The sequence below is a fragment of the Pseudomonas sp. S12(2018) genome (genome assembly GCF_024355235.1).
In the GTDB taxonomy this organism is placed as follows: Bacteria; Pseudomonadota; Gammaproteobacteria; order Pseudomonadales; family Pseudomonadaceae; genus Aquipseudomonas; species Aquipseudomonas palmensis.
Genome location: NZ_QLAD01000008.1, coordinates 199,857 through 214,727, shown reverse-complemented (window position 1 = coordinate 214,727; position 14,871 = coordinate 199,857). Strand labels below are relative to the sequence as shown.

At 65.6% G+C, this 14,871-nt stretch carries 14 protein-coding genes; 13 read left to right on the top strand and 1 reads right to left on the bottom strand.

The window, feature by feature from the left end:
• The first annotated feature begins 11 nt into the window (after positions 1-11).
• From DN388_RS19935 to DN388_RS19915, 5 genes are read left to right on the top strand one after another with little or no spacing between them, the layout of a single operon-like run.
• Positions 12-1,157 carry a slipin family protein gene (locus DN388_RS19935; protein WP_054916416.1) on the top strand — a complete coding sequence of 382 codons (1,146 nt, stop codon included), beginning with the start codon at positions 12-14 and terminating at the stop codon, positions 1,155-1,157.
• Positions 1,158-1,202: 45 nt separating this feature from the next.
• The gene (locus tag DN388_RS19930) at positions 1,203-2,417 is read left to right on the top strand and encodes an RtcB family protein (RefSeq protein WP_088514360.1); all 1,215 of its coding nucleotides are present in this window, start codon (positions 1,203-1,205) and stop codon (positions 2,415-2,417) included.
• A 50-nt stretch (positions 2,418-2,467) separates the two neighbouring features.
• Positions 2,468-3,265: a nucleotidyltransferase domain-containing protein gene (locus tag DN388_RS19925; protein WP_043861877.1), complete on the top strand. Its 798-nt coding sequence runs from the start codon at positions 2,468-2,470 to the stop codon at positions 3,263-3,265.
• A 28-nt stretch (positions 3,266-3,293) separates the two neighbouring features.
• Positions 3,294-3,605 carry a hypothetical protein gene (locus DN388_RS19920; protein ID WP_043861876.1) on the top strand — a complete coding sequence of 104 codons (312 nt, stop codon included), beginning with the start codon at positions 3,294-3,296 and terminating at the stop codon, positions 3,603-3,605.
• A gap of 4 nt (positions 3,606-3,609) precedes the next feature.
• On the top strand, positions 3,610-4,683 hold the full coding sequence (locus DN388_RS19915) for a DUF6708 domain-containing protein (RefSeq protein WP_058541910.1): 1,074 nt from the start codon (positions 3,610-3,612) through the stop codon (positions 4,681-4,683).
• Here DN388_RS19915 and DN388_RS19910 read toward each other — a convergent pair.
• Entirely contained in the window at positions 4,613-5,518 is a 906-nt protein-coding gene (locus DN388_RS19910; protein WP_054916415.1) for a DMT family transporter, read from the bottom strand. The genes DN388_RS19915 and DN388_RS19910 overlap by 71 nt on opposite strands.
• Before the next feature lie 98 nt (positions 5,519-5,616).
• Between DN388_RS19910 and DN388_RS19905 the strand changes: the two genes are divergently transcribed.
• From DN388_RS19905 to DN388_RS19870, 8 genes are all read left to right on the top strand, one after another.
• Positions 5,617-6,528, top strand: coding sequence for a LysR family transcriptional regulator (locus tag DN388_RS19905; RefSeq protein ID WP_054916414.1), 912 nt, complete (start codon positions 5,617-5,619; stop codon positions 6,526-6,528).
• A 56-nt stretch (positions 6,529-6,584) separates the two neighbouring features.
• Complete coding sequence (locus DN388_RS19900; protein ID WP_043861873.1) at positions 6,585-7,592, top strand: response regulator; 1,008 nt, start codon at positions 6,585-6,587, stop codon at positions 7,590-7,592.
• 4 nt (positions 7,593-7,596) lie between these two features.
• Positions 7,597-8,568: a sensor domain-containing diguanylate cyclase gene (locus tag DN388_RS19895; RefSeq protein ID WP_123753515.1), complete on the top strand. Its 972-nt coding sequence runs from the start codon at positions 7,597-7,599 to the stop codon at positions 8,566-8,568.
• A gap of 97 nt (positions 8,569-8,665) precedes the next feature.
• Positions 8,666-9,184: a sigma-70 family RNA polymerase sigma factor gene (locus DN388_RS19890; RefSeq protein ID WP_043861871.1), complete on the top strand. Its 519-nt coding sequence runs from the start codon at positions 8,666-8,668 to the stop codon at positions 9,182-9,184.
• A complete protein-coding gene (locus DN388_RS19885; protein ID WP_231390680.1) occupies positions 9,177-10,184 on the top strand; it encodes a FecR domain-containing protein in 1,008 nt (335 codons plus the stop codon). The genes DN388_RS19890 and DN388_RS19885 overlap by 8 nt, the downstream gene beginning before the upstream one ends.
• Positions 10,185-10,302: 118 nt before the next feature.
• A complete protein-coding gene (locus tag DN388_RS19880; RefSeq protein ID WP_253086463.1) occupies positions 10,303-13,098 on the top strand; it encodes a TonB-dependent receptor in 2,796 nt (931 codons plus the stop codon).
• Position 13,099: 1 nt separating this feature from the next.
• Positions 13,100-14,200, top strand: coding sequence for a cytochrome-c peroxidase (locus tag DN388_RS19875; RefSeq protein ID WP_054916412.1), 1,101 nt, complete (start codon positions 13,100-13,102; stop codon positions 14,198-14,200).
• A gap of 105 nt (positions 14,201-14,305) precedes the next feature.
• Entirely contained in the window at positions 14,306-14,857 is a 552-nt protein-coding gene (locus DN388_RS19870; RefSeq protein ID WP_054916411.1) for an NADAR family protein, read from the top strand.
• Positions 14,858-14,871 lie beyond the last annotated feature (14 nt).

Genomic DNA, 14,871 nt, shown 5'->3' with positions numbered 1-14,871 from the left:
GGAAATACAGAATGAAACTGCTCAAGCGCTTCATCGTGAAAAAGAACGAACGCGGCCTGCTGTTCTGCGAGGGCGACTTCGTGTCGATCCTGGAACCGGGCGTGCATCAGCGCTTTGACCTGCATAACCGGCTGACGGTGGAAACCTTCAGCCTCAACACCCCGCGCTTCGAGCACCGCCTGGCCGGCTACCTGCGCCAGAGCGAGCCGGCGGTGGTGGATCAGTACTTCGAGCGCATGGACCTGGCCGAACACGAAGTGGGCCTGCGTTTCGAGGATGGCGCACTGGCGGAACTGCTGCCACCGGGCAGCCGCCAGCTGTACTGGAAGGGCCAGAGCGCGCAGACCCTGCAGCGCATCGACCTGACCCACAGCTATCGCCTGGAGCCGACCCTGCTCGGCCAGCTCGGCCAGCCCAAGCTGCGCGGCCGCACCCTGGCCGGGCTGGATGCGGTGCTGCTGGCGCCGGTGCCGGCCTTCCATGTGGGCGTGCTCAAGGTCGATGGCGCAGTGGTCGAGCTGCTGCCGGCCGGTCAGTACGGCTTCTGGCGCTTCAACCGCCAGGTGAGCGTCGACATGGTCGACATGCGCATCCAGTCGCTGGAGGTCAGCGGCCAGGAGATCCTCACCCGCGACAAGGTCAGCCTGCGCCTGAACCTGGCGGCCAACTGGCGCTACAGCGACGTGCTGATGGCCTTCGCCAGCCTCAGCAAACCGCTGGAGCACCTGTACCGCGAGGTGCAGTTCGGCCTGCGTGCGGCCGTGGGCACGCGTACCCTCGACGAGCTGCTGGAGAACAAGCAACTGATCGACGACACCGTCAGCCAGTACCTGGCCGAGAAACTGGTGGGCAGCGGCATCGAGGTCAGCGGCCTGGGCGTGCGCGACATCATTCTGCCGGGTGAAATGAAGACCTTGCTGGCGCAAGTGGTGGAGGCGGAGAAGGCGGCCCAGGCCAACGTGATCCGGCGCCGCGAGGAAACTTCGGCGACCCGTTCGCTGCTCAACACCGCCAAGGTCATGGAAGACAACCCGACGGCCCTGCGCCTGAAGGAGCTGGAAACCCTGGAGCGGGTGGCCGAGCGCATCGACCGGATTTCGGTATTCGGCGGGCTGGATCAGGTGTTGAATGGGCTGGTCAGCCTGAAAACCGCATGACACCTGCCAGGCCTTCGGGCCTGGCGGGCTACAAGGACAATTGAGATGAAACACATGAACATCCTCGAAGTGGCCAACGGCAAACCGATCAAGCTCTGGACACAGGGCGTGCCGGTGGACGAGGACGCACGCCAGCAACTGATGAACACCGCGCGCCTGCCGTTCATCTTCAAGCACCTGGCCGTGATGCCCGATGTGCACGTGGGCAAGGGCTCGACCATTGGCAGCGTGATCCCTACCCTGGGCGCGATCATCCCGGCGGCGGTGGGCGTGGACATCGGCTGCGGCATGATCGCGGCGCGCACCTCGCTGGTGGCGGCCGACCTGCCCGACAACCTGCAAGGGCTGCGCAGCGCCATCGAGAAGGCAGTGCCCCACGGCAAGACCTTCGGCCGGCGCGATCAGGGCGCGTGGAACCACGTACCGACCGTCGCCGATCAGGCGTGGTCGGCCCTGGCCGGGCGTTTCAAGGCGATCACCGACAAGTACCCGCAACTGCAGAAGACCAACAATCGCCAGCACCTGGGCACCTTGGGCGGCGGCAACCACTTCATCGAGGTGTGCCTGGATGAGGCCGACCGCGTGTGGTTCATGCTGCACAGCGGCTCGCGGGGCGTGGGCAATGCCATCGGCAACCTGTTCATCGAGCTGGCCAAGGCCGACATGCGCCAGCACATCGCCAACCTGCCGGACAAGGAACTGGCGTACTTCGAGGAAGGCAGCCGGCATTTCGACGATTACGTCCAGGCGGTGGAGTGGGCCCAGGACTTTGCCCGGCAGAACCGTGCGCTGATGATGCACGCGGTGATCGAGGCCACGCGCCAGGTCATCCGCAAGCCCTTTGAGGCCAACCTGCAGGGGGTCAACTGCCACCACAACTACGTGCAGAAAGAGCAGCACTTCGGCCAGGAGATCCTGGTGACGCGCAAGGGCGCGGTGTCGGCGCAGAAGGGCCAGCTGGGGATCATTCCGGGCTCGATGGGCGCCAAGAGTTTCATCGTGCGCGGCCTGGGCAACGAGGAATCGTTCTGCTCCTGCAGCCATGGTGCCGGGCGGGTCATGAGCCGTACCCGGGCCAAACAGGCCTTCACCCTTGAGGACCAGGTGCGCGCCACCGCGCATGTGGAGTGCCGCAAGGACAAGGACGTGATCGACGAGATCCCGATGGCCTACAAGGACATCGATGCGGTGATGGCGGCGCAGCGCGAGCTGGTGGAAGTGGTGCACACGTTGCGTCAGGTGGTGTGTGTGAAAGGCTGACGGCCCCTTCGCCGGCCGTGCCGGCGAAGGGGCACAACGAGGATTCGAACATGAACATGGAAGACCGTCACCCCTTGCCCAGTGCGATGCGCAGCTGGGTACTCGAAGAACTGCAACGCATCGAGCGCGAGCATGACGTGCGCGTGCTCTACGCCTGCGAATCCGGCAGCCGCGCCTGGGGTTTTGCCTCCACCGACAGCGACTTCGACGTGCGCTTCATCTACGTGCACCGCCAGGATTGGTACCTGCGCATCGACGAGCCACGCGACGTGATCGAGCGCCCGCTCACCGACGAACTCGACATCAGTGGCTGGGAGCTGCGCAAGACCCTGCGCCTGCTGCGCAATGCCAACCCGACCCTGCTCGAATGGCTCGACTCGCCGCTGGTGTACCGCGCCGAGCCGGGGGCGCTGCAAGCCTTGCGCGGCCTGGCCAGGCAGTTCCATTCGCCGCAGGCGGCGTTTCACCACTACCTGTCGATGGCCACCAAGAACTTTCGCATCTACCTGCAGGGCGAAGAGGTGCGCCTGAAGAAGTACCTCTACGTATTGCGCCCGTTGCTGGCGGTGCGCTGGATCGAACAGGGCCTGGGCATGCCGCCCACCGCGTTCGCCCAACTGGTGGAGGCGACCCTGCACGACCCGCTGCTGCTGGCCGACCTGGACGAGCTGCTTCGCGTCAAGCGCATCGCCAGCGAAGCCGATTACGGGCCTCGCCGCGTACTGCTGCACCAGTTCATCGAGAGCGAGCTGGCACGAGGGGGAGCCGCCCCGGCACTGCCCAGGCCCCACGGCGATGTAAAACTGCTCGACGACTATTTGCGTGATACTGTGCGCCGTTTTTCATAGGAGCCTGTATGAACAAGGATGTCGACGCATGCTGAACCTGCGGCTGGCGCAACGCTGGGAGCGCCTGGGCAATCGCGATACCGAGGTGGGCCTGATGCTGCTGTTCGCCCTGCTGGCCGCGCTGTTTGCCTGGGGCGCCTATGTCATGGCCTATCCGGAGCATGGCTGTGTGCGCATGGGCAAGGGCAACAGCGGCCCCCTGGAGTGCAACCCGCGCCAGCTGCTCAACAATGCTGTCGGGCTGCTGTTGATCGGCGTCTGTTGCGCAAGCCCCATCTTCTACATCCTGTGGCACTGGATCAAAGACATGGCGCGGCCATTGACGCTGGAAGAGGAATAGCTCGATGACCGACAGCAAATACGAACGCCTGCCCCACGCCGGTGACTTCGAGCGGGTGGCCGGCACCGAGATCGTCTACCTCTCGCCCCTGCCGATCCCCACCGGCATGCCGGCCTACAGCAGCCGCAACCTGCACCGCGAATCCAACGAGGTGTACCTGGACTTTGCCATCGGCCAGGGCAACTTCGAGTTCATGGCGCGCTGCGGCATCGCCTCGGTGATGGGCGTGGTTACCTGCTTCATGCTCACTGCCTTGCTCGGCTCCTGGGCACGCCGCCATGTGGAGCCGTTCTGGAGCACCTTCTCCGACTTCATGGCCAACGGGTTCATCTGGGGCTTCATCGCCTGCCTGTCGTTGCTGTATGCGGGGATGTTCTGGCGGGTGATGCGCGAGGTGACGATTCACCCGCCGATACGCTTCAACCGCCAGCGCCGCGAGGTGGCGTTCGTGCCCACTCGGGGCGCGGCGCCGATCTTCGTGCCGTGGGAGTCGGTGATCGCCTGCGTCAGCGCGGGGCGCACCGTCACCGAGTACGCCGTGCTGCCCGCCTTCAACCTGATGTTCTGCCTGCGTCAGGCCGACACCGGCAATGTGCTGTGGATCAACGTGCCCAGCGGCCACCTGGGCGCGGCGATTGCCGAATGGGAAGCGATCCGGGTGTACATGGAAGAGGGCCCGGCGAGCCTGCCGCCAGCGCCCGATGAAGAGTTCGAGGAGGGCACCGTGGCGTTCTTCCACATGGCCCGCCAGGGCTATCGCGACAACTTCCCGTGGTGGCAGCACTGGTTTGGCTTTCTGTTTGTGCAGGCCTTCGGCGGCTGGACCTTGCCGTGCCACATCTCGCACTGGGTCAACAACCGGCCCAAGGCGGGCATACCTCCTGAGGTGAAGGCGTGGTCGACGCCGCTGCCGGCTGAACAGCATGCCAGGCCCAGCGCCGAACTGCTGGCGCAGAGCGAAGAGGTGCGCAGTACCTTGCGTCGTGGCCAGACCCTGCTCGACTACTTCAATGTGAAGTTTGGCGACCCGGCTGAACCGGCAGCCGAGGCGGCCTCAGGTTCAGCGCCAGCACGCTGATCAGCACCAACGGCCCGCCCAGCATCACCGAAGCCGAGGGCCGCTCGCCCAGCAGCGCTGCGGCGATCAGCATGGCGAAGGCGGGTATCAGGTACAGCGCCAGGGTCACCCGGGTGACTTCGCAGTGGCGCAGTACCCAGGCCCAGGCCAGGTAGGCCAGCGCGCTGGGGAATACCCCCAGCACCAGCACCGCAGTGTTGGCCTGGGACGGCGCGTGGCCCAGGTCGTCGAGCAGCCCCGGCAGGTACACCATCAGCAATGCAGTGCCCGACCATACGGTGTAGCAGGTGATGGTCAGCGCGTCGTAGCGGTGGCCGTGGTGTTTCTGCAGGGCGAAATAGATGCTCCACGACAATGCCGCCACCAGAATCAGCAACCCGTGCGGGTCGAACTGACCGAGCCCGCGATCGCCGGCCACCACGATCACCGCGCCGGCCATGCCCAGCAGCAGGCAGCCCCAATGCCAGGCCCCGGCCACCTGCTTGAACACCCAGTGCGCGATCAGCAGGCTGAACAGCGGCGTGGACTGCGCCAGCACACTGGCCGCCCCGGCGCTGACCCCACGCTGGCCGTAGTTGATGGCCACATGGTGCAGGCTGACCGCGAACAGGCCAAGCAACAGCAGGGTGGGCACGTCCCTGAGCCGGGGCAGGGTGATGCCGCGCAGCAGCGCGATGACCGCCATGAACAGCGACGCCACGATAAAGCGCGCCAGCGCCAGGTGCGTGGGCGCATAGCCCTGCAAGCCCAGGCGGATGCCGGTGGGCGAGTAGGCCCAGCACAGCAGCACGAAGAGTACGGCGCAGGCGATTTTCAGTGAGCTGGGGCGGGTCATGGGGTGGACTTCCGATGGGCGGGTGCGCTCAGTATCGGAACGCCTACTGCTCACTACAATCGACTTATACTGAGCCAATCGTTCACTTTGGGTGATGTATGGAGCTGATGCAGATCCGCATGTTCAAGACCGTCCACGACACCGGCAGCATTGCCCGTGCGGCCGAGGTGCTGCACTACGTACCGTCCAACATCACGGCGCGGATCAAGGCGCTGGAGGCCGAGCTGGGCGTGCCGTTGTTCCATCGCCGCGGGCGCGGGCTGGTGATCAGTCCGGCGGGGGAAACCTTCTTGCCCTATGCCACGCAGATGCTGGCCCTGGCCGAGGCCTCCAGGCAGGCGCTGGCGCCGTCCGCCAAACCATCCGGACGCTTGCGCATCGGCGCCATCGAGTCCTCGGCCAGCGGGCGCCTGCCGCGGTTTCTGGCGCAGTACCATGCGCGCTATCCCGAGGTGACGCTGGAGCTGAGCACCGGCACCTGGTCGCAGATGCTCGACGATGTGCTCAACCACCGTCTCGATGGTGCGATCGTGGCGGTGGATGTCGAGCGCCCGCACCTGCGCCGCACCCTGATGTACCAGGAAGACCTGCTGCTGATCGGCGCACCGTCACTGGGGCCGCTGCGCAGCGCCGCGGACCTGGTGGGCAAGGCCGTGTTCATGTGGCCTGAAGGCTGTCCGTATCGGGCGGCACTGGAGCACTGGCTGCAGGCCCAGGGGCACAAGCTGCCCATCGTGGGCATCGGCAGCTACGGTGCGATAGTCAGCTGCGTCAGCGCCGGCACCGGGGTGTCACTGGTGCCGCGCGGCATCTACGAGCAGTACCGCCAGGGCGCAGGGTGGATCGGGCACGAGTTCGCCGACCTGAAGGCGGTCGACAACCTGTTCTACTGGCACGAGGGGGCGGGGCGACATCCGGCGCGGGAGGCATTCGTGCAGATGCTGCGCGATGGCCTGGCAGGGAATGTGCAAGTGGATTCGCTCAGCACCGCTGACGCCGCGGGTACGTAGAACCTGGCGTCGGATCATGGCATGATGCCATTACTTTTTATATTGATATTCACTCGATGAGCGCCCCGTCTGTGTCAACGATGTCCTTGCTGGTGTGCGATGACTCCATGGTGGCCCGCAAGCAGGTGCTGCGCGCGCTGCCCGCCAACTGGCCGGTAACGGTTACCGAGGCCAGCGACGGGCGCCAGGCCATGGACGCCATACGCCGCGGCCTGGGCCAGGTGGTGCTGCTGGACCTGACCATGCCCACCATGGATGGCTACCAGGTGCTGGCTGCGCTGCGTGACGAAGGCCTGAGCCCCAAGGTCATCGTGATCTCGGGCGATGTGCAGGAAGAGGCCGTGCGCCGGGTGCTGGACCTGGGCGCGCTGGCGTTTCTGAAAAAACCCTTCGACCAGGACGAGCTGCGCCGCCTGCTGGCCCAGCTGGGGCTGCTGGGTGAGCGCTCGGCGACACCGCTGGCCGGTGCGGCGACTGCCGTCATCGGCTTTCGCGAGGTGTTCAGCGAAACGGTCAACGTCGCCATCGGCCGCGCCGCGGCCCTGATCGCCAAGGTGCTGGGCGTGTTCGTGCAGTTGCCGGTGCCCAGCGTCAACCTCTTCGAGGTGGGCGAGTTGCACATGGCGCTGGCCGACGCGGGCAGCAGCCAGCGGCTCACGGCAATCTGCCAGGGCTTCATCGGCAGCGGCATCGCCGGCGAGGCCCTGCTGATGTTCCACGATTCGGAAATCGCCGACATGGCCAAGCTGATGCGCCACCAGAGCATCGAGTATTCCGACATGGAGCTGTTGCTGGACTTCTCCAGCGTATTGATCGGTGCGTGCCTGAGCAGCATTGCCGAGCAGATCGACGTGGTGTTCTCCCAGGGCCACCCGCAGATCCTCGGGCAGCACGGCACCATCGACGAGCTTATCCAGGTCAACGGCCAACGCTGGCAGAAAACCCTGGCGGTCGAGATCAGCTACAGCCTGGAAGGGCACGATATCCGTTTCGACCTGCTGTTGCTGTTCACCGAAGACTCCATCGAGCGCTTGACCCATAAACTTGCCTACCTGATGAACTGAGCCCATGCGCGATCCTATCGACCTGAAGGAATTTCACTGGCTGCTGAGCATCGTGCAGAGCATCGATGTGGGCGTGGTGGTGCTCGACCGCGAACATCGGGTGCAGGTGTGGAACACCTTCATGGAAAACCGCTCGGGGGTGCAGCCCAGGGATGCCTACAACCAGTGCTTCTTCAGCCTGTTCCCCGAGGTCGACCGGCAATGGTTCAGCCACAAGGTGGACAGCGTCGCGACCCTGGGCACCCCGGCTTTCACCATCTGGGAGCAGCGCCCGTATCTGGTGCGGTTCAAGAACTACCAGCCGATCACCGGCCAGGTGGATTTCATGTACCAGAACACCACGCTGCTGCCGTTGCGCTCCACCGACAGCGAGATCCGCCAGATCTGCCTGGTGATCTACGACGTGACCGATGTGGCCACCAACCGCCACCAGTTGCAGGCCGCCAACGCGCAGTTGCAGAAGCTGTCCAGCACCGATTGCCTGACCGGGCTGTACAACCGCGGGCATTGGGAGGAGTGCCTGCAACTGGCGCATGCGCGCAATCAGCGCTATGGCAATGCCACCAGCCTGGTGATGTTCGACATCGACCATTTCAAGCGAGTCAACGACACCTATGGTCACCCGGCGGGCGATGCCGTCATTCGCCAGGTGGCCAGGGTGGTTCGCGAGCAGATCCGTGACAGCGACGTGGCCGGCCGTTACGGTGGCGAAGAGTTCGGCGTGGTGCTGACGGACACCGACAAGGCCGGCGCGCTGATCTTTGCCGAGCGCCTGCGCAAGGCGGTCGAACGCCTGAGCGTCAGCCATGAGGGGCAGGACATCCGTTTCACCATCAGCCTGGGCGTAGCCGATCTGAGCCATCCCTCCAGCAGCCACGCCGAACTGATTGCCTGGGCCGACCATGCGCTGTACCTGTCCAAGCACGGCGGGCGCAACCGGGTGACGGTGCATGAACCCGCGGTGGTGGCGGGCTAGCTCACCTTAAGGCGCAGGAGCAGGCCTGATATTTCAGTTGATAATCATTCGCAATTGAATGCAGAATAGCGGCCCTCCCAACCCGCTCCTGCCTTCAATGGTCGTCGCCGTGTCCTGCCCCAGCGATAAACTCCAGTTGTACCTTTCCCACCGTGCTGCGCTGGTCGACTATTCGGCACCCATCGTCGGCTGCCGTGCGCAGGCCGAGGACGTGGTGCAGGAGGCCTGGCTGCGTTTCTGCGGGCAGGCCGACGCCGGTGCGCAGTTGGGCAACCCGGTGGGGTACCTGTACCGCATCGTGCGCAACCTGTCGTTCGACCTGCTGCGCCGCACGACCCTGGAAAACCGCCAGCCCGATGGCGGCGAACGGCTCGATGAGCTGCCGTCGAGCGCACCGTCGCCGGAGCATCAGGCCCTGCACCGCGATCAGTTGCGTGTGCTGCAGGACGCCCTGGCGCTGCTGCCGGAGCGGGCGCGGCAGGCCTTTCACATGCACCGCTTGCAGCACATGACTTTTCAGGAAATTGCCGCCCGCTTGAATATTTCGACTAGTCTGGCGCACCAACTGGTGCGTGACGCACTGACCCACTGTGCGGAGCATCTGGCCGATGACTGATACCACCCCGTCTTGCCGAACGCCCGGCTCGCTGAAGGACGACCCGGTGTGGCAGGCCGCCATGGACTGGCTGCTGCAATGCAATGCCGAACCGGACAACGTGCTGCTGCACCAGGCCCATGCGCGCTGGCTGGCCGCTGACGAACGCCATGCGGCGGCCTGGCGCAAGGTGCAAAAGGTCTGGATGCTGAGCGCCGGCATCGACCCGCTGGAGCCACCAACGGCGCATCAGGTGCCCGCCGCACCGCGCATGGCAGCCCGCCGGCGCAGTTGGCCACGCCGGGCGCTGGCGGCGAGCGCGCTGGCGGCCTGTGTGCTGTTGCTGGTGGGGCGTGCACCGCCGGCCGACTACAGCAGCACGGCGGGCGAGCACCGGCAGGTGCGCCTGAGCGACGGCAGCCACATCGAACTGGGCAGCGACAGCGCCATCCGCGTGGCGTTCGAGCCGGGTGCGCGTGCGGTCACGCTGCTCAAGGGCCAGGCATTCTTCGAGGTCAGCCATGACGCCGCGCGGCCCTTCACGGTGCAGGCCGAAGACGTGAAGGTGACCGTCACCGGCACGGCGTTCGATGTGGACCTGAGCCGCAGCGCGGTGTCGGTAGCAGTGCAGAGCGGCTCGGTGCAGGTGCGTGACAGGCGCGGCGAACTGGCAGTGCCGGCGCTGGGTGCGGGCGACAGCCTGCGCGTGGGGCTGAACCAGGGCCCGGCGCAGCGCAGCCGGGTGCAGCTGGAGCAGGTTGCGGCATGGCGCCAATGGCAGTTGCTGGTCAACGACCGTCCATTGGCCGAAGTCATCGAGCAACTGCGTGCCTATTACCCCGGCGTGTTGCTGCTGCAGGACCGTGCCCTGGGCCAGCGGCGCATCACCGCGTCGCTGAACCTGCGGTCGCCAGGTAGCGCGCTGCAACTGGCCATCGCCCCGCTGGGCGGGCAGCTGACGCAATGGGGGCCGTACATCACGGTCATCCGTGAGCGCGCTTCGCCGCCTGGGAAAAAATAAATTCACGAAGTTCTGGAAATTCCCCATCGCCGTTCGTTTATTGCCCCGCTGAGTTAATCGTACAGATTCTCATTTACAGGCGCGTATCGTTCGCGCCGCACGGGGAGTTCACCAGAGCATGTCCATTCGCACCCAAGAGTCGTTGCAGGGTCGTCGGCGCAGTGCGCGCCTGCTGTTGCTGTCAGTGGGGCTGGCAGTGTCGTTGCCGGTGCTGGCCGATGACGAGCCGGCGCGCCACAGCATCGATATCGCGCGCCAGCCGCTGGGCTCTGCGCTGATGGCGCTGGGGCAGCAGACCGGCCTGCAGATCAGTGTCGAAAGCCAGTTGCTGGGCAACCTCAGTGCCCCGCCGGTGCGTGGCGAGCTGAGCGCCGATCAGGCGCTGGCGATCCTGCTCAAGGGCAGCGACCTGGAATGGGTGCATATCGGCGACGACGCGCTGCTGCTGCAACGGGTGGTGCGTCCGCGTGCCGACCAGATCCAGCTGGAAAACACCAAGGTCCGCGAACGGGCGCTGCTGCCACAGGGTGAAACCCATATCGATCGCGAGCTTATCGAGGCAATGCCGGCCGGCAACGGCGACATCACCAGCCTGCTGCGCAGCCACCCCAACGTTCAGTTCGACGACAACCAGCTCAGCAGCAAGACACCCGGAGAAATCGCCCCGGCCAACATCAGCATCAACGGCGCGGCGTTCTACCAGAACGCCTTCCTGGTCGACGGCATCAACATGAACAACGACATCGACCCGGCCGAAGACCGCGTGCAGTTGCTGGACAGGGTGCCGGGGCGCAGCCAGGGCCTGGCGCTGGACACCGACCTGCTGGAGAACATCACGGTTCTGGACAGCAACGTGCCGGCCGCCTACGGCGGCTTCAACGGTGGGGTGATCGACGCCCAGACCCGCGCCCCGACCAAGGCCCTGCACGGCAAGTTCTCGGTACAGACCACGCGCTCGGCCTGGACCAAATACCACATCGACGAGACGGAAGAGCAGCGCATGGAGAACTCCGGCTCGCCCGACGAGCAGCCCGAGTTCGACAAGGTCATCGTGCGCGGTACCTTGCAAGGCCACCTGACCGACACCTTCGGCCTGATCGGCAACTTCAGCCAGAAGCGCTCGACCATTCCGCTGAGCCTCTACTCCTACAACAACGTCGAAGAGATGGGCTATCACAAGGAGAAGCAGGAGCGGCGCATCGACAACTACTTCCTCAAGTCGGTGTGGCAGGCCAGCGACCGGCTCACCGTCGAGACCAGCGTGACCCACGCGCCCGAGGAGAGCCATTACTTCCGGGCCAACGTCGCCAACTCCGGCTATGACAACAAGGTTGGCGGTACCCAGTTGAACCTGCGCACCGTGTGGGACGGCGACCTGGCCCGTGTCGAACAGACCCTGGCCTGGAGCCGCCAGGAACAGAGCCGCACCTCGGACTCGGCCGACTACTGGACCTGGCGCAAGTCGACCACCAAGGACTGGGGCATAGGCAGCAAGACCACCGCCAACACCCTGGAGGGGGGCTGGGGCGATATCGAACAGCAGCAGCGCACCTGGCAGTACAAGCTCAATGCCGACTGGCGCAGCTTCGACTGGCTGGGCGCCATTCACCGCCCGCAGACCGGCCTGGAGTTCTCCCGCCAGTACGTGCGCTACGAGCGCCTCACCGACAGCAGTACCTACGTGGCCCCGGCCGCCACCAACAGCTGTACCAACAGCGCGGGGGTGACCGATTCCGTTGCCTGCAACATGGGCGAGACCGTCAGTGGCTGGGCCGGCCAGTACATGAAGAGCCGCACCCGCTATGCCCCCGGCGAATTCGATTTCACCACCACCACCTGGGGCAGTTGGGTGCAGGACGAGATCACCCTGGGCAAGCTGACCCTGCGCCCCGGCGTGCGCGTGGACAGTGACGACTACATGGACAAGACCACCTGGGCACCGCGCTTCTCCCTGGAGTACGACGTGTTCGGTGACCGCACCACCTTGCTCAGTGCCGGTGCCAACCGCTACTACGGCCGCAGCGTCACCAGCTGGCAGTTGCAGGACGGGCGCAACCGCCTGCGCTTCAACGAAACCCGCGCGAGCCTCGACAAACCCTGGGTGACCAAGTCCAACGGCAGCAACCAGACGCTGTTCAATCAGCTCGACATCCCCTATGACGACGAGCTGATGCTGGGCGTGGTGCAGCAGTGGGCCGGCATCGAGTACGGCCTCAAGTACGTCAATCGCAAGGGCCGCGACCAGGTGGTACAGGTGTCCGGACGCACCCTGGGGCAGCCGTCCACCGACCCTGACCTGGCCAGCAACTACACCACCTACACCAACGACGGCAAGAGCGAGACCGACACCTACACCCTGACCGTGACGCCGATGCAGCGCTGGACGCTGCTGGGCACGCAGACCGGCGGCCAGCTGGCGCTGAACTGGACCGACAGCAAGGCTTCCTCGCCCAGCTACGTGCAGGCCGACGACACCTACTACCAGAATGACGTGATCCAGTACCAGGGCAGCTTCATCAACTACCAGGACCGCCCGGCGACCAACTACAACCGACCGTGGACGGCGCGCCTGACCACCATCACCGACATCCCCCAGGCCAACCTGCAGTGGAGCAACTTCTGGCGCTACCGGGCCGGCTACAAGCGCATCGGCGACACCGGGCGCAACGTCGATTACAGGGGCACCTCGGTGGATGTGTGGGAAGAGCAGAAATTCGACGCGGCGCTGACCTGGGACACGCGTCTGGGCTGGCGTATCCCCACCGCACGGGACCAGGCCATCTTCGTCAACGTCGACGTGTTCAACGTGCTCGACAAGAAGTCGGTCAATGCCAACGCCACGGTCAACAGCAATTCGGTGTCGACCTATGAAGTGGGTCGCCAGTACTGGCTGGAAGTGGGGTACACCTTCTGAGATGCGCCTGTTCCTGATTGGCATCGCACTCATGCTGGCCAGCCCGGCCCTGTGGGCGCAGCACCACGCACCCCTGTGTGCATCGGCTGATGCGGCCTGCCTGCGCGAGGCCTACAGCCGCCCGCCGGCACACTGGCCGGCGCCGCAGGTGGACGCCGGCGTGGCCTGGCAGGAGCTGGGGCCACTGCCCGAGCGTGCACCCTCGCCTGCGCACAACCCCTACACCGAACAGAAGGCAGCGCTGGGGCGCACGCTGTTCTTCGACCCGCGCCTGTCGCGGTCGGGGCAGATCGCCTGTGCCTCGTGCCACGAGCCGGACCTGGCGTTCGCCGATGGGCGCCGGGTGTCGTTCGGGCATGGGCGTGCGCCAGGCCGGCGCAATGCGCCGAGCGTGGTCACCAGTGGCCTGGCCCCACAGCTGTTCTGGGATGGCCGCGCCGACAGCCTGGAAACCCAGGCGCTGATGCCGGTCGTCGATCCGGCGGAAATGGCCTTCAGCGTCGACGAACTGGTGGCCCGGTTGCGTGCCAGCGCCGATTACCCGGCACTGTTTGCCGTGGCGTTTCCCGGGCAGGCGCTGGGTGCCGAGCAGATTGCCGCAGCCCTGGCGACCTATCAGCGCGATCTGTTGCGGGTCGCGCAGCGCACGCCGTTCGAGCGCTTCCTGCGCGGTCGCACTGCTGCGCTGAGTGACCAGCAGCTACACGGGCTGCACCTGTTTCGCACCAAGGCGCGCTGCATGAACTGCCACTTCGGGCCGGGAATGAGCGACCAGCGTTTTCACAATGCCGGCCTGACGTTCTACGGGCGCAGCCGCGAGGACCTTGGTCGCCATGAAGTCACCGGCCTGGCCGCGGACGTGGGGCGTTTTCGCACCCCTTCGCTGCGCCTGGTGAGCCGCACCGGCCCGTGGTTCCACAACGGTTTCGCCAGCAGCCTCGATCAGGTGCTGGCGTTCTACAACGTGGGCATGCCGCGGCCGGTGCCGAAGCCTGGGCAGCAGGGCGATCCGCTGTTTCCTGTCACCTCCGCACAGTTCGAGGCGCTGGGGCTGGACCGGGTGGAGTTGAAGGCGTTGAAGGCATTTCTGGAGGCGCTGTGAGCGGGTGCTGCATTACGCGGTAGTATCACCGTCCTGGCCGGCAGGCACCGTTCGGTGCTGCGGCCGGATGACCGTTGCAATGGTGTTATTGGAGAGGCAATCAGCGTGAACGATTCACAGATGCTCGAGGACCTGGTGTCCCGCTACCTGGCCGGCGAAAGGCCCGAGTTCGTATTCTTCTGGGGCCATCAGGTGAGCCGCAAGGGTGTCACCGCCTCGTGTTTCAGCCAGTGGTACGTGGCGCCGTTCGAGGTGGACGGGCAGTCGTACCAGTCGGCCGAGCACTACATGATGGCCGAGAAGGCGGCGCTGTTTGGTGATGAACAGACGCGGGCACGGATCATCGAGGCGACCGATCCCAATGCGGCCAAGGCACTCGGACGCCAGGTGCGCGGGTTCGACGAGGCGCGGTGGGCACAGGAGCGCTTCGCGATCGTGGTGCGGGCCAACCAGGCCAAGTTTTCCCAGAACGCGGAACTGGGGGCCTTCCTGCAGGGCACCGGCACGCGGGTGATCGTGGAGGCCAGCCCGGTGGACCGGGTGTGGGGGATCGGCCTGGCACAGGATGACCAGAACGCCCACCGGCCGGACCGCTGGCGCGGCCTGAACCTGCTGGGCTTCGCGCTGATGCAGGTGCGCGACGCGGCGCAGGCCTGAGGGCCCGCCGGCCC

What these genes read in the sequence shown, in the direction of transcription:
- DN388_RS19935 (WP_054916416.1), top strand. Translation starts at nt 12, where the DNA reads ATGAAACTGCTCAAGCGCTTCATCGTGAAAAAGAACGAACGCGGCCTG.
- DN388_RS19930 (WP_088514360.1), top strand. Translation starts at nt 1,203, where the DNA reads ATGAAACACATGAACATCCTCGAAGTGGCCAACGGCAAACCGATCAAG.
- DN388_RS19925 (WP_043861877.1), top strand. Translation starts at nt 2,468, where the DNA reads ATGAACATGGAAGACCGTCACCCCTTGCCCAGTGCGATGCGCAGCTGG.
- DN388_RS19920 (WP_043861876.1), top strand. Translation starts at nt 3,294, where the DNA reads ATGCTGAACCTGCGGCTGGCGCAACGCTGGGAGCGCCTGGGCAATCGC.
- DN388_RS19915 (WP_058541910.1), top strand. Translation starts at nt 3,610, where the DNA reads ATGACCGACAGCAAATACGAACGCCTGCCCCACGCCGGTGACTTCGAG.
- DN388_RS19910 (WP_054916415.1), bottom strand. Translation starts at nt 5,518, where the DNA reads ATGACCCGCCCCAGCTCACTGAAAATCGCCTGCGCCGTACTCTTCGTG.
- DN388_RS19905 (WP_054916414.1), top strand. Translation starts at nt 5,617, where the DNA reads ATGGAGCTGATGCAGATCCGCATGTTCAAGACCGTCCACGACACCGGC.
- DN388_RS19900 (WP_043861873.1), top strand. Translation starts at nt 6,585, where the DNA reads ATGAGCGCCCCGTCTGTGTCAACGATGTCCTTGCTGGTGTGCGATGAC.
- DN388_RS19895 (WP_123753515.1), top strand. Translation starts at nt 7,597, where the DNA reads ATGCGCGATCCTATCGACCTGAAGGAATTTCACTGGCTGCTGAGCATC.
- DN388_RS19890 (WP_043861871.1), top strand. Translation starts at nt 8,666, where the DNA reads ATGGTCGTCGCCGTGTCCTGCCCCAGCGATAAACTCCAGTTGTACCTT.
- DN388_RS19885 (WP_231390680.1), top strand. Translation starts at nt 9,177, where the DNA reads ATGACTGATACCACCCCGTCTTGCCGAACGCCCGGCTCGCTGAAGGAC.
- DN388_RS19880 (WP_253086463.1), top strand. Translation starts at nt 10,303, where the DNA reads ATGTCCATTCGCACCCAAGAGTCGTTGCAGGGTCGTCGGCGCAGTGCG.
- DN388_RS19875 (WP_054916412.1), top strand. Translation starts at nt 13,100, where the DNA reads ATGCGCCTGTTCCTGATTGGCATCGCACTCATGCTGGCCAGCCCGGCC.